This is a genomic window from Sphingomonas sp. NPDC019816, assembly GCF_050274375.1.
GTDB lineage: Bacteria > Pseudomonadota > Alphaproteobacteria > Sphingomonadales > Sphingomonadaceae > Sphingomonas.
Genome location: NZ_JBNNOB010000104.1, coordinates 1 through 13,856 on the forward strand (window position 1 = coordinate 1; position 13,856 = coordinate 13,856).

Here is a 13,856-nt window from a genome sequence, read left to right on the forward strand (position 1 = left end):
GCCTCGGTCCGCTGTGACCAGCCGAGAATATGGGCCTTTGTAAACCCATACCCCGTTCAGCCTGAGCGCAGTCGAAGGCCAAGGGCATACCCCTCAACGTCGCGCGACAACCCTGCTCTTATGGGCCCCGAGTTTCTAGCCGGGGCCAGCCCTCACCCCGTCCGCCCGTATTCGGCGACCAGCGCCACCTCCTCGGCGTCGCCCAGCACGACGCCGACGCGCTGGTGCAGGCCGATGGGCGCCACATCCATGATCGGTTCCGCGCCGTCGATCGACGCGCCGCCCGCCTGTTCGATCAGGAAGCTCATCGGGTTCGCTTCATAGAGCAGGCGCAGCTTGGCCTTGCCTTCCTTGCGGTGGTCGCCCGGATAGAGGAACACGCCGCCGCGCTTCAGGATGCGATGCACGTCCGCCACCATCGAGGCGGTCCAACGCATATTGTAATCCTCGCCCAAGGGGCCCTCGGTGCCGAGGATGCGTTCCTCGATATAGCGGGCGATACCGGGTGACCATTGGCGACGGCGCGCCATGTTGATCGCGAATTCCTTGTTGCCACTGGGGATGCGCATCGGCCCGTCGGTCAGCCGCCACGATCCGATCTCGCGGTCGAGCGTGAATTCATAGACGCCGTCGCCGACCGTCAGGACCAGCAGCGTCTGCGGCCCGTAGATCGCATAGCCCGCCGCCACCTGCGCGCAGCCGGGTTGCAGGAAATCCGCCTCGGTCACTTCACGGCCGGCGCAATCCTCGGGCGCGCGCAGAACCGAGAAGATGGTGCCGACCGACAGGTCGACATCGACATTGCTCGACCCGTCGATGGGATCGAAGAGCAGCAGATATTCACCCTTGGGATAGCGATTGGGGATGCGGTGGATCGTCTCCATCTCCTCCGACGCCATCGCCGCCAGATGCCCACCCCATTCATTGGCGTCGAGCAGCAGGTCGTTGGCGATCACGTCCAGCTTCTTCTGGACCTCGCCCTGCACATTCTCGCTGCCCAAGCTGCCCAGCACATCACCCAGCGCACCCTTGGAGATCGCCTGGTTCACCGCCTTGCACGCGCGCGCGACGGTTTCGATCAACAGGCGCAGTTCGGGGGGGCAGGTCTCTTCGGAACGGCGCTGCTGCTCGATCAGGAACCGGGTCAACGTGGTCTGGCGCGGGGTGGGCATCGTCGGAAGGCTCCGGGAAAGGACGGCGACGATCGACCCTGCGGTCTCCCTCCCGCCGGGCCGAACCTTGATGATGGGTGGTCCTTGCCCGTGCCGGCCACCTCGCGCAACCATGGGTTAAGCAATGGGGGTGCTTTATCGGGACGTAGCAAATCTGTTATATCCCATGGCGACGATGGGATATAATGATGCTCGGAGGATCAGCATGTCGAGCAGGCCGTTCATCGCAGACCAGCACAGCCCCGCCGCCGGGTCGGCGGGGATCGACGGTATCGTCTCCGCGCTGCGCGTCGCGCGCCAGTCGTGGCGCGCGCGGCAGGATGCGGGGCGCGATGTCGAACGCTTCCCCGTACGCTCGGGCGTCGAGGATGTCGTCGCGCTGATCGCCGCCGCGCTCTATCCGCGCCGGCTGGGCCATTTTCGTGGGAGCGCGGCCGAGGAGGATCGCTTCGTCGCGGCCAAGCTGCTCGCCGGACTGACCGCGCTGGAGCGCGAGATCGGCGCGGAGCTGGCCTATTGGCAGAAGGATGCCGATGCGACTTTTCCGCCCGAACAGGCCGCGCTGATCGCCCGGCTGTTCGGCGCGACGCTGCCGCGCATCCGCGATCTGGTCGACAGCGATGTCGAGGCCGCCTTCCTGGCCGATCCGGCGGCGCAGAGCGTCGACGAGATCCTGCTCTGCTATCCCGGCGCGGTCGCCAGCCTGCATCACCGCATCGCGCATGAGTTGAACGCGCTCGGTGCGCCCATCGTCGCGCGGATCATCTCCGAACTCGCCAATGAGCGCACCGGGATCGACATTCATCCGGGCGCAACGATCGGCCGGCATTTCTTCGTCGATCATGGCACCGGCGTCGTCATCGGCGAGACCGCGATCATCGGCGAGCGGGTGCGCGTCTATCAGCATGTGACGCTGGGCGCGCGCTCGGCGTTGGGCACCGCGCCGCGATCGCCGCATGACCGCTTCGCGCGCCATCCGATCGTCGAGGACGATGTCATCATCTATGCCGGCGCGACCATTCTCGGCCGCGTGACGATCGGCGCGCGGTCGGTGATCGGGGGCAATGTCTGGCTGCTGGCCGATGCCGAGCCCGACAGCGTGCTGGTCCAGCCCGAGGCACGCGCGCTGCACCGTGCCGATGCGCGGGCGCTGCGCCAGGAACTGGAGACGACCGCATGACCGCCGCGCGCAAGCCCGTCATCGGCCTGATGTGCGGCAACGAGGTCGCCGGCCGCCCGATCCAGGCAGTGGCGACGCGCTTCATCGAACCGTTGGTCACATTGTGCGGCACCAATGTCGTGATCGTCCCCGCGATCCGTGAGGCGGTTGATCCCGCCAGCATGGCCGACATGCTCGACGGGCTGTTGCTGACCGGCGGCCGCTCGCATGTCGCGCCGGCGCAATATGGCGACACCGATGCCGCGGCGCCGTGCGTCAGCGATCCCGAGCGCGATGCCGTTGCCCTGTCGCTGGGCGGCAAGATGATCGAGCGTGGCAAGCCGGTCTATGGCATCTGCCGGGGGATGCAGGAGATCAACGTGCTGTTCGGCGGCTCGCTGACCTGCCTGGGCGGTCTGCCGCGCCATCATCGGGGATCGTGGGACGAGGATTACGAGTCGCTGTTCGGCCATCATCACCCCGTCGACCTCACCCCCGGCGGCCGACTGGCGGGGCAGGGCGGGCATCGCCGGGTCGAGGTGAACTCGGTGCATCAACAGGGGGTCGACCGGCTCGGCTATGGCCTAGTTGTCGAGGCGCGGGACAGCGAGGACGGGCTGATCGAGGGGTTTCGCGCGCCGGGCTGCGGCGCCGATGTGCTGGCGGTGCAATGGCATCCCGAATGGGACGTGGCGCATTGCCAGGTCGCCCGGGGCTTCTTCTCGCTGCTCGGCGAGTCCACGCGCGGCCATGCATGAGAAAGTGCACGATCATATTTGCAAGTGACAGCGTGGCAGCTGCCCCGATAAGGAGGACGGGTAACGGGGCGCGACCGGCGCCCGCGATCCGAGGAGTCCGAATCGATGAAGCTGCTTCGTTATGGTCAACCGGGACAGGAACGTGCAGGCCTTCTCGATGCCGATGGCCGAATCCGTGCGCTGCCCGAGGCGCTGGGTGACCTGACCGGCGCGCGGCTGTCGCCCGAGGGCCTGGCCGAGATCGCCGCGCTCGATCCCGCCAGCCTGCCGGTTGTCGAGGGCGAGCCGCGTCTGGGTTCGTGCATCCCCCGGCCGGGCAAGTTCGTCTGTATCGGCCTGAACTACCGCGACCATGCCGCCGAGAGCAATCTGCCGATCCCGGCCGAACCCGTCGTCTTCGGCAAATGGTCGAGCGCGATCGTCGGTCCCCATGACGATGTCGAGATTCCGCGCGGTTCGGAAAAGACCGATTGGGAGGTCGAGCTGGGCGTCGTGATCGGCACCCGCGCGCGCTATGTCGAACAGGCCGACGCGCTGGCCCATGTCGCCGGCTATTGCGTCGTCCACGACGTCAGCGAGCGCGCCTATCAGCTGGAGCGCGGTGGCACCTGGGACAAGGGCAAGGGCTGCGACACCTTCGGCCCGACCGGTCCCTGGCTGGTCACCGCCGACGAGGTGGGCGATCCGCAGGACCTGCGCCTCTGGCTGGAGGTCGACGGCCACCGGCACCAGGACGGCAACACCTCCGACATGATCTTCACGGTCGCCGAGATCGTGGCCTATGTCAGCCAGTTCTGCACGCTGGAGCCGGGCGACATCATCACCACCGGCACGCCCAAGGGCGTCGGCATGGGCTATAACCCACCGGTCTTCCTGCGCGCCGGCCAGACGGTGCGGCTGGGCATCGACAAGCTGGGCGAGCAGCAGCAGCGCTTCGTCGCGGCGGCCTGAACGGCTGGGGGGCGGGGTGCGCCGTGATGGCGCACCCGTTCCCGACGTTGGAGCAGGATGGCTTGAGACGGGTTCGCCGCTGTCTGAAGGGCAGGGGGCGCGTCTAAGCGATGCGCCGCCGTGCTTCGAGGCGAAACCACCGGTCCCACCCCGCGCCAAGACCCATCGGGCCGATAGCGCTTGCCAATATGCGACACCTCCCCCTATCCTCACGCTCATAAAAGATGGTTTTCATGGAGAAGGAGCGTCTCATGGTGGCAGGGGCAGCGTTCGACAGCGGTGGAGGAATGTCCTGATGGCCATGCATGCCGACATGCCGCTCCGGCGCGCTGACGCCGATGCGCCCGCCGCCGGGGCCGCCGGCGTCCCCCGTCGTTACCTTCCCGCGCTCGTGATCACGGTCAGCCTGTTCTTCCTGTGGGGCATGGCCAACAACCTGAACGACATCCTGATCGCGCAGTTTCGCAAGGCCTTCACGCTCAGCGATTTCGAGACCAGCTTCGTCCAGCAGGTCTTCTATCTCGGCTATTTCCTGCTCGCGGTGCCGGCCTCGGTGGTGATGCGGCGTTATGGCTACAAGGCGGCGATCGTGCTCGGGCTGCTGCTCTATGGCACCGGCGCGCTGCTCTTCTATCCGGCGGCGGCAGCCAGCGTCTATCAGCTGTTCCTGCTCGGCCTGTTCGTGATCGCGGCGGGGCTGGCCTTTCTGGAGACCTCGGCCAATCCGCTGATGGGCGAGCTGGGCGATCCGGCGGGGGCGACGCGGCGGCTGAACTGGGCGCAGGCGGCCAATCCGCTCGGCGCGCTGACCGGCATCCTGGTCGGGCGCTATTTCATCCTGTCGGGCATCGAGCATGACGAGCGCGCGCTGGCGACGATGGACGCGGCCGCGCGCAACGCCTTTTACCGCGCCGAGGTGCAGGCGATCGCGCCGCCCTATGTCGTGATCGCCATCGTCGTCCTGCTGTTCGCGCTGGCCGCCGCGCTGGTCGCCTTTCCGGCCAACGCCCCGGCGAGTGACGACCAGGCGCGCGATGGGCGGTTCACGGACGTGTTCCGTCGCCCGCGCCTGATCGCGGCGGTGGTCGCGCAATTCTTCTATGTCGGCGCGCAAGTCGGCGTGTGGAGCTATACGATCCGCTATGCCCAGGCCAATGTCGGGCTGAACGAGCGCGGTGGGGCGGATGCGCTGCTGCTGTCGCTGGCGCTGTTCGCCGCCGGGCGGTTCCTGGGCAGCGCGCTGATGGCGCGGCTGGCGCCCGTCCGATTGCTGCTGATCTTCGCCGGCATCTCGATCGCGCTGGTCGCGGTCGCCGCGCTGGCGGGTGGTTGGCTCGGGTTGATCGCGCTGGTGGCGGCGAGCTTCTTCATGTCGATCCAGTTCCCGACGATCTTCGCGCTCGGGATCGAGGGGCTGGGGCCGCTGCGCCGGGCGGGGGCGTCGTTGATCGTGATGGCGATCATCGGCGGCGCCGGGCTGACCGCGCTGATGGGGCTGGTGTCGGATCTGGCCGGGATCACCAACGCGATGCTGGTGCCGGTCGTGAGCTTTGCGGTTGTCGCGGCCTTCGCCTGGTGGGCGGGCCGCCGAATGGAGACGAATTGATATGGGTCGGTTACAGGCAAAGCGGGCGATCGTCACGGGTGCGGGCCAGGGGATCGGCCGCGCCGCCGCTGAACTGTTCGCCGCCGAGGGCGCAAAGGTGATCGCGGTCGACCGCAATGCCGAGGCGCTGGCGACGCTGACCGGTTGCCAGACCGAGGTGCTCGACCTGCTCGATCCCGCCGCGATCGCTTCGTTCGGGGAGCGGATCGGTGCCGTGGACGTGCTGTTCAACTGCGCGGGCTATGTCGATGCCGGCGACCTGCTGGCGACGCAGGACAATGGCTATCGCCTGTCCTTCGACCTGAATGTCCATGCCATCACGCATATGCTGCAGGCGTTCATGCCGGCGATGATCGCCAATGGCGGCGGTGCGATCGTCAACATGGCCTCGGTCGCGGGTGCCGTGATCGGCGTGGGCAACCGCTATGCCTATTGCGCGTCCAAGGCGGCGGTGGCGGGCATCACCCGTTCGGTCGCGCTCGATTATGTCGGCCAAGGCATACGCTGCAACGCGATCTGCCCGGGCACCGTCCAATCGCCCAGTTTGGACGAGCGGCTGGCGGCCACCGGGGACGCACAGTCCGCCCGCGCCGCCTTTGTCGCGCGCCAGCCCATGGGCCGGCTGGGCCGCGCCGAGGAGATCGCCGCACTGGCGCTCTACCTGGCCTCGGACGAGAGCGCCTATACCACCGGGCAGATGCACGTCATCGATGGCGGCTGGACGATGGCGTGACCGGGGGCGTGACCGGGGGCACGACCGGGCGCCCGCCCTTCGTCGATGCGCATTTCCACCTGTGGGATCATCGGGTGCTGCGCTATCCTTGGCTCGACGCACCGGAAAATGCGGCGATCGCCGACAGCTATCGCATCGCGGACTATCGCCGCGAGCTGGCGAACTGGAACCTCGTCGGCGCGGTGCATGTCGATGCGGGCGCGGACGCCGAGGCGGGGCGGGACGAAACCACGTGGCTCGACGGTGTTGCGGACGGTGACGGCCTGCCCAGCGGGATCGTCGCCCGCGTCGCGCTGGACCGGCCCGATGTCGAAGCGGAGCTGGAATGGCAGGCGGGCCATGCGCGGGTGAAGGGCATCCGCCACCTGATCAACTGGCATCCGCACGACGCCACGCGCCGTGCCTATCCCTCCGACCTGACGCGGGATGCCCAATGGCGGCGCGGCTATGCGTTGCTCGGCCGTTATGGCCTGAGTTTCGACTTTCACGGCTTTCCGCCGCAGCTGGCGGGGCTGGCCGAGGTTGCCGGGCGGCATCCCGAGGTGCCCGTGGTGCTCAACCACCTCGCGCTGCCGATTACGGCCGATGGGCTGGCGGAATGGCGTGCGGGCCTAGCCGCCTTCGCCGCCATGCCGCAGGCCGCGATCAAGCTGTCGGGCGCGGGCTTCGTGCACAGCCCCTTCGATCCGGCGCATTTCGCCGACATCGTCGCGGAGGTGATCGCGCGGTTCGGCACCGACCGGGTGATGATCGCGACCAATTTTCCGACCGACCGGCTGTCCGCCGATATCGACCGGACGCTGGGCGCCTATGAGGCGTTGCTGACGGCGTTCTCCGACGACGAGCGACGTGACCTGTGGGGGCGCAACGCCAACCGCTTCTACCGATTGGGACTGGATTTATGATCGACATTCCCCGCCGCAGGGTGGGTGCGACGGGCTGCGCGCTTCCCGAACTGGGGTTCGGCGCGGCGGCGCTGGGCAATCTCTACGCCGCGATCGACGATGCCGAGGCGGCGGCGACGCTCCATGCCGCGCTGGCGGCGGGATTTCGCTATGTCGATACCGCGCCGCATTACGGTCGTGGCCTGAGTGAGCGCCGCGTCGGCGACGGCCTGCGGGGGATGAGCGACGTCATCGTCTCGACCAAGGTCGGGCGGCTGATGAAGCCCGATGCCACCATCACCGACGACCGCGAGCGCGATGGCTTCCACACCGCGATGCCGTTTCGCATGGCTTACGACTATAGCCATGACGGCATCCTGCGTAGCCACGAGCATAGCCTGCAACGGCTGGGGCTGGCACGGGTCGATCTGCTGTTCGTCCATGACATCGGCCGGGTCACGCATGGCGCGGCGGATGCGCGGTATCGCGCGCAACTGATCGATGGTGGCGGGCTGAAGGCGCTGGAGCGATTGCGCGATGAGGGCGCGATCAAGGGCTTCGGGCTGGGCGTCAACGAGGTCGATGTCTGCCTGGAGCTAATGGAGGTGGCGCGGTTCGACGTGATCCTGCTCGCGGGGCGCTACACCTTGCTGGAGCAGGGGCCGCTCGACCGGTTCTTCCCCGCCTGCGCGGCGGCGGACACGGCGGTGGTCATCGGCGGTCCCTATAATAGCGGCATATTGGCCACCGGCAGCGCGGCGGCGGCCATCCCCCGCTATAATTACGCACCGGCGCCGCAGGATGTGCTGGACCGCGTGCGCGCCCTGGAGGCGGTGGCGGCGCGGCATGGCGTGTCGCTGGCGGCGGCGGCGCTCGCCTTCGTGCTGGCGCATCCACAGGTGGCCAGCGTCATCCCCGGCGTCGCCAATCCGGCGCAGGTGGCGGACACGGTGCGGCTTTACCGTGAACCGATCCCCGGGGGATTTTGGAACGACCTTCGGCAGCAGGGGCTGGTGCGCCCCGATGCGCCGTTACCAGGAGTGGTGGAATGAGTGTCGCGGCGATCCGGTTGACCCCGGCGGACAATGTCGCGGTCTGTTGTCGCACGGTGGAGCCGGGCGAGCGGATCATCGTGGACGGCTATGAGCTGGCGATAACCGAACGCGTGGCGCTGGGCCATAAATTAGCGGTCATGCCCTTGGGAACAGGCGACAAAGTGATTAAATACGGCATGCCGATCGGGTCGATGACGCATGATGCGCCGGCCGGCGGCTGGGTGCACATGCACAATATGCAAAGCGATTATATTCCCGCGCATCTGCGCGACGCGCACGGAGATCACGCATGAACACGGGCATGACTGGGACCATGACCGAACGGACCTGGCAGGCCTGGGCGCGCCCCGATGGGCGCAAGGGCATTCGTGACGCCATTCTGGTGGTCTATCTGGTCGAGTGCGCGCATCATGTCGCGCGGCGGATCGTGGACAGGATGGACGATCCGCGCGTGCAGCTGATCGGCTTTCCTGGCTGCTACCCCAATGACTATGCGCTGGCGATGATGAAAGCGTTGACCACCCATCCCAATGTCGGCGGCGTGGTGCTGCTGTCGCTGGGCTGCGAGAGCTTCAACCGCGAGGCGCTGGCCGCCAATGCGCGCGAACAGGGACGCCCGGTCGAGACCATCGTGATCCAGCAGTCGGGCGGCACGCGCGGCGCGATGGAGGCGGGGATCGCAGCCGTCGAGCGCGTGCGGGCGCAGGCGGATGCGCAAGCCGTGTGCGTGCCCATGACCATCTCCGAACTGGTGATCGGCACCATCTGCGGCGGATCGGACGGGACCAGCGGCATCACCGGCAACCCGGCGGTCGGCCGCGCCTTCGACGCGCTTTATGATGCGGGCGCGATCTGCATCTTCGAGGAAACCGGCGAGATGATCGGGTGCGAGGGCCATATGGCCGAGCGCGCCGCGACGCCGGAGGTGGCGCAGGACCTGATCGCCTCGGTCGCGCAGGCCGAGCGCTATTACCGGGCGATGGGCTATGGCAGCTTCGCGCCCGGCAATGCCGAAGGCGGTCTGTCGAGCCAGGAGGAAAAGTCGGCGGGCGCCTATGCCAAGTCGGGCAGCCGCCCGATCACCGGCGTCATCCTGCCCGCCGAACAGGCGCCGGGACCGGGCCTGTATCTGCTCGACGTGGTGCCTGCGGGCGATCCCAAATTCGGCTTCCCCAACATCGTCGACAATGCCGAGATCGGCGAGTTGATCGCGTGCGGCGCACATATCAACCTGTTCGTCACGGGGCGTGGATCGGTGGTCGGCTCGGCCATCTCGCCGGTCATCAAGATCGCCGCCAACCCGGAAATGTATGCCCGGATGGAAGGCGATATGGACGTGAACGCCGGGCGCATCCTGTACGGCGACGCGACGCTGGACGAGGTGGGTGCGGAGATCGTCGACCTGATCGTCGCGGTGTCGGGCGGCGCAGAGACCAAGTCGGAAGCGCTGGGGCATCAGGAGTTCGTGCTGACCTACAAGGCGGCAGGGGCGAAAGGGCCGAGCTGTCTGCCGCGCGCGGCGTGAGGACTCAATCTCCCCTTCCCTTCAGGGGAGGGGCCGGGGGTGGGGCGTTTCCGCAAGCGCGGGGTGCAAGGAGAGGCCCCACCCCAACCCCTCCCCTGAAGGGGAGGGGCTCATTGAAAATACTCACGCTATGAATTCCCGACCGCCGTTCGCGCTGAGCCCTTCGGCTGGCTGGCAAGCCAGCCGCTCAGGATAAACTTCGGCGCGTAGCGCCGAAGTCGAAGTGCACGCCCGGGACCTCGCGAGAAGCGAATCCCTTGGCCTTCGACTTCGCTCAGGCTGAACGGAGGTGGGGAATAGGCGTCCCCCTATTTCTCCGCCAGCGCCCGCAAATCCGGCATCGCGACCGTCTTGTTCGATGCATCGACCCATCGAATGAACCCGCCGACCCGCTTGTCGATCTTGGCGGCGTGCCCCCCGAAGATGTCCGACAGCCGGTGGTCGAGGAACGGATTGGCGAAGCGTTCCAGTGTGGTCGCGATATAGACACGCGCCTCGTCCGCCATGCCATGCGCGGCGAAGCCCGGCAGCACTTCTTCCGCCATCACCCGCTCCAGCGCAGCACGCGTGTCGGCATCGGCCAGCGCCCCGCGTACCGTTTGGTCCGCCGCGCCGCCGCCGTCATGCCAACGCGCCGCCAGCCAGCTATGCCCGAGATTGAGGATGTGCAGCTTCAGTCGCTCGTACCGGTCCAGATCGTCGGTCAGCACGATGTCGGGATGGGCGAAGGGCAGGGCCAGCCGCGGCTGGCGCTCGATCGCCCAGAGCGCATAGGGCTCGGCCACGGCACCTGCCGGGAGAAGCGGTTCGCTGACGATGCGGTCGACCAGCGTGTTGGCCCATAGGCAAGCGGTCTCCAGCCACTGGAGGAGACCGTCCTCGCGTCCCTGGTCGGCGGCTAGTGTCGTCACCCGCGACCGCAACGTGTCCCCATTGCGTGCCACCAGCTCGCAGGGAAGCATCGTCACCGGCGCACCCCCCACCGACCAGCGGTGGTGCAGCAGCGCGGTCAGCATCGCGCAAAAGCTGGCCGGTGTCGCCTGGGCGTGTCGGTCGGCTTCGGGAATGTCATAACCGCTATCGCCGGTGTTGGAGACGATATGGCTCGCCCGTTCGGACAATTGCAACAGGCGGGGCCAGTCGCTGGCCGCGCTCAATCCTTCGGACACGGTTCGCACCTGCACGGTCCGTTCATGCGGGGCGCCATCCTTCATCCCGCGCAGAATGACCGGAAAGCCCGCCGGATCGGCAAAGCCCGCCAAGCGCTTGGCGCGCTCGGGATCGCGGGTGGTCTGGACGATGACGATCGGCGGCACGGTCTGCCGGGCGGCGCGGGCTTCCTCGGCGAACAGGTCGACATGGGCCTGCAGGAAGCGGCTGGTGCCGAATTGCAGGATCACGGCGTCAGGCGGCGTCATTGTTCGTCCAGTGAATAGATACGGTCCATCGCCACCCATTTCTCCCCCGATGCGGCATGGGGCAGGGGCTTTTGAAAGCGGTCCATCGCCGCCTCCCATTTGGCGTCGGTCGCCGCCAACTCTGGCGGGATCGTACGGGGCCAGTCGTCCGCCACCTCCGCGATCATGAACAGCCGGTCGCCGGTGCGCCAGATTTCCATCGACTCAAAGCCCTTGGCGCGGATCGCCTCGGTCACGTCCGGCCAGACCGCTCCGGCGGCATGCGCCCGTTCATAGTCCGCGATCAGATCGGCATCGGCGACCAGATCCAGCGCAAAGCATATCCGTCGGCCCATATCCCTTCCTCTCTTTCCTTGTCGTCCCGGCATGCCCGGTCGGGAACCGACCAGCCTTCCGGGGCTGGAACTTTAATGGCACATATGAGAGCATGGTTGCGTATAGAAATTTGCGAAAGGCTTGAAATGAAGGCGCTGGTCTGTGTGCAGCCGCTCGACATCATGGTGGAGGATCGGCCAGCGCCGGTGCGGTCGGCGGGGCAGGTGCTGCTCCGCATGCGACGCGCTGGCATCTGCGGCACCGACTATCACATCTACACCGGCAAACACCCGTTCCTGCAATATCCCCGCCTGATCGGGCACGAACTGGCGGCCGAGGTTATCGAGGCACCCGAAGGATCGGCGCTGACCGTCGGGCAGGTGGTGACCGTCAATCCCTATATCGCGTGCGGTACCTGTCGCGCGTGCCGGCGGGGCAAGCCCAATTGCTGCGCCCGGATCAGCGTGCTGGGTGTCCATGGCGATGGCGGCATGTGCGAGTTTCTGGCGGTGCCGGAAAGCGCGGTGGTCGATGCGACCGGCTTGTCGCTCGATCAGGCGGCGATGGTCGAGTTCCTGGCGATCGGCGCACACGCCGTCCGCCGCGCCGCGCTGGCCAGTGGCGAGACGGCGGTGGTCGTCGGGGCCGGACCGATCGGCGTGGGCGTCGCCCTGTTCGCGCGCATCGCGGGGGCGGCGCGGGTGGTGCTGGTCGACACGCGCGCGCCGCGCCTGGCCTATGCCGCCCGCCATTTCGGGTTCGAGGAAGGGGTGGTCGCCGATGCCGATCTGGCATCGACCCTGTCGGCGATGACCGATGGCGAGATGTTCGATCATGTGTTCGACGCGACCGGCAACATCCATGCGATGCGCGCCGGGCTGGATTATGTCGCGCATGGCGGCAGTTATACGCTGGTGGGCGTGTGCAAGGACGATCTGGTCTTCGCCGATCCCGAATTTCACAAGCGCGAGACGACGCTGATCGCCAGCCGCAACGCGCTGTCGGTCGATTTCGACCATGTCATCGCCAGCATCCGGCGCGGCGACATCCCGACCGATGCGATCCGCACCCATCAGCTGACGCTGGACGAAGCGCCCACCCGCGTGCCCGATCTGATTGCCGAGGCGGACAGCGTGCTGAAGGCGATCGTCACGATCTAAGCATGGCGGTCCGGCCCTTCGGCTTGCCGAGCCCCCGTCATCGCCCTAATTCCATCGACCATGGGGAGTGACATGACGCGAGAGGGCAAGGCGGATGGGGAGCGGGCCGGCGGGCGGGCCGAGGGGCGTGTTCGCAAGGGCAGCTATGCCGCGCCCGCGCTCGACAAGGCGTTCCAGATCATCGAGTTGCTGGCCGACCATCCCGAGGGCCTGCTGGTCAGCGAGATGGCGGTGGCGCTGGGCCGATCGTTGGGCGAGCTGTTCCGCATCGTCGTGGTGATGGAGGAAGCGCGCTATCTGGAGAAATCGTCGGCCGACGACCGCTACCGCGTGACATACAAGTTCCTCGACATCGCATACCGGGCGACGCCCGCGCGGCGGCTGACGGCGGCGGCGCTCCCTGAGATGCAGGCGCTGGCGATGACCGCCGGGCAATCCTGTCACCTGGTGGTGATCGAGGGCGGGGCGGGGCTGGTCATCGCGCGTGAGGAGAATCCCGGCACGCGCGGCTTCGCGCTGCGCATGGGCGCGTCGATCGACCTGTTGAACAGCTGTTCGGGCAAGGTGCTGCTCGCCTTCGCGCCGGCGGGACAGGTGGGACGGATCATCGACCGGCTGGAACTGGTGCAGGGGCGCCCGATCGGCCGCGCCGGACTGAGCGAGGCGCTCGATCGCGTGCGCGCGCAAGGCCATGAACTGCGCGAAAGTCCGATCACGCGCGGCGTCACCGATATCAGCTATCCGGTGTTCGGCTTTGGCGGCGAGTTCATGGCCGCGCTGACCATCCCCTTCATGGAGACGATCGACGGCTCGCAATCGGTGACGCTGGCCGAGGCACGCAAGCTGTTGGCGGAGACGACGACGCGAATCTCCGCGCAACTGGGCTATCGCGGCGACGAAGGCTGAGAGCCTGTTTGAAAACGTGCCCCCAGCATGTTGTTAAACAGTTACTATAGCAGGAGGACATGAAATGAACCCCCCCCCCTGAAGGGGATCATTGCGAAACCCGATTTAGGGGGGCCAGGCGGGTATGGCGGATAGACAGATGCGGTGGCGGAGCGGTTCGCTGGCTTGCGGCTGTCGGCTGGCAGGGTGCTCGATCGGTGGTGCGCTGGCCTGG

14 protein-coding genes are annotated in these 13,856 nt (G+C 67.3%); 11 read left to right on the forward strand and 3 right to left on the reverse strand.

Annotated elements, in window-relative coordinates; all coding sequences use genetic code 11:
* Positions 1 to 152 precede the first annotated feature (152 nt).
* Positions 153 to 1,172, reverse strand: a complete 1,020-nt coding sequence (locus ACQKJZ_RS14095; RefSeq protein ID WP_427731690.1) for a class 1 fructose-bisphosphatase — start codon at positions 1,170 to 1,172, stop codon at positions 153 to 155.
* 205 nt (positions 1,173 to 1,377) lie between these two features.
* On the opposite strand from ACQKJZ_RS14095, the gene epsC reads away from it, so the two are divergent.
* The 9 genes from epsC (at position 1,378) to ACQKJZ_RS14140 (ending at position 9,843) form a co-directional block, all read left to right on the forward strand.
* On the forward strand, positions 1,378 to 2,352 hold the full coding sequence (gene epsC / locus ACQKJZ_RS14100) for a serine O-acetyltransferase EpsC (RefSeq protein WP_427731692.1): 975 nt from the start codon (positions 1,378 to 1,380) through the stop codon (positions 2,350 to 2,352).
* On the forward strand, positions 2,349 to 3,089 hold the full coding sequence (locus ACQKJZ_RS14105; protein ID WP_427731694.1) for a gamma-glutamyl-gamma-aminobutyrate hydrolase family protein: 741 nt from the start codon (positions 2,349 to 2,351) through the stop codon (positions 3,087 to 3,089). Before epsC ends, ACQKJZ_RS14105 begins: the two co-directional genes overlap by 4 nt.
* 105 nt (positions 3,090 to 3,194) lie before the next feature.
* Positions 3,195 to 4,040: a fumarylacetoacetate hydrolase family protein gene (locus ACQKJZ_RS14110; protein ID WP_427731696.1), complete on the forward strand. Its 846-nt coding sequence runs from the start codon at positions 3,195 to 3,197 to the stop codon at positions 4,038 to 4,040.
* A gap of 301 nt (positions 4,041 to 4,341) precedes the next feature.
* The gene (fucP, locus tag ACQKJZ_RS14115) at positions 4,342 to 5,646 is read left to right on the forward strand and encodes an L-fucose:H+ symporter permease (RefSeq protein WP_427731714.1); all 1,305 of its coding nucleotides are present in this window, start codon (positions 4,342 to 4,344) and stop codon (positions 5,644 to 5,646) included.
* 1 nt (position 5,647) lies between these two features.
* Positions 5,648 to 6,379 carry an SDR family oxidoreductase gene (locus ACQKJZ_RS14120; protein ID WP_427731698.1) on the forward strand — a complete coding sequence of 244 codons (732 nt, stop codon included), beginning with the start codon at positions 5,648 to 5,650 and terminating at the stop codon, positions 6,377 to 6,379.
* The gene (locus ACQKJZ_RS14125; RefSeq protein ID WP_427731700.1) at positions 6,376 to 7,284 is read left to right on the forward strand and encodes an amidohydrolase family protein; all 909 of its coding nucleotides are present in this window, start codon (positions 6,376 to 6,378) and stop codon (positions 7,282 to 7,284) included. Before ACQKJZ_RS14120 ends, ACQKJZ_RS14125 begins: the two co-directional genes overlap by 4 nt.
* Entirely contained in the window at positions 7,281 to 8,315 is a 1,035-nt protein-coding gene (locus tag ACQKJZ_RS14130) for an aldo/keto reductase (RefSeq protein ID WP_427731702.1), read from the forward strand. The genes ACQKJZ_RS14125 and ACQKJZ_RS14130 overlap by 4 nt, the downstream gene beginning before the upstream one ends.
* On the forward strand, positions 8,312 to 8,611 hold the full coding sequence (locus tag ACQKJZ_RS14135) for a UxaA family hydrolase (protein ID WP_312487603.1): 300 nt from the start codon (positions 8,312 to 8,314) through the stop codon (positions 8,609 to 8,611). The genes ACQKJZ_RS14130 and ACQKJZ_RS14135 overlap by 4 nt, the downstream gene beginning before the upstream one ends.
* Positions 8,608 to 9,843 carry a UxaA family hydrolase gene (locus ACQKJZ_RS14140; protein WP_427731704.1) on the forward strand — a complete coding sequence of 412 codons (1,236 nt, stop codon included), beginning with the start codon at positions 8,608 to 8,610 and terminating at the stop codon, positions 9,841 to 9,843. The genes ACQKJZ_RS14135 and ACQKJZ_RS14140 overlap by 4 nt, the downstream gene beginning before the upstream one ends.
* Before the next feature lie 308 nt (positions 9,844 to 10,151).
* Here ACQKJZ_RS14140 and ACQKJZ_RS14145 read toward each other — a convergent pair whose 3' ends face one another.
* Complete coding sequence (locus tag ACQKJZ_RS14145) at positions 10,152 to 11,261, reverse strand: mannitol dehydrogenase family protein (RefSeq protein WP_427731706.1); 1,110 nt, start codon at positions 11,259 to 11,261, stop codon at positions 10,152 to 10,154.
* Entirely contained in the window at positions 11,258 to 11,596 is a 339-nt protein-coding gene (locus ACQKJZ_RS14150; RefSeq protein WP_427731708.1) for an L-rhamnose mutarotase, read from the reverse strand. Before ACQKJZ_RS14150 ends, ACQKJZ_RS14145 begins: the two co-directional genes overlap by 4 nt.
* A 126-nt stretch (positions 11,597 to 11,722) precedes the next feature.
* On the opposite strand from ACQKJZ_RS14150, the gene ACQKJZ_RS14155 reads away from it, so the two are divergent.
* Together ACQKJZ_RS14155 and ACQKJZ_RS14160 are read left to right on the forward strand one after the other, a co-directional pair.
* Complete coding sequence (locus ACQKJZ_RS14155) at positions 11,723 to 12,736, forward strand: zinc-binding alcohol dehydrogenase family protein (protein ID WP_427731710.1); 1,014 nt, start codon at positions 11,723 to 11,725, stop codon at positions 12,734 to 12,736.
* Between the two features lie 72 nt (positions 12,737 to 12,808).
* Positions 12,809 to 13,642 (forward strand): IclR family transcriptional regulator, encoded by an 834-nt coding sequence (locus ACQKJZ_RS14160; protein WP_427731712.1) that lies wholly within the window; start codon positions 12,809 to 12,811, stop codon positions 13,640 to 13,642.
* Positions 13,643 to 13,856 lie beyond the last annotated feature (214 nt).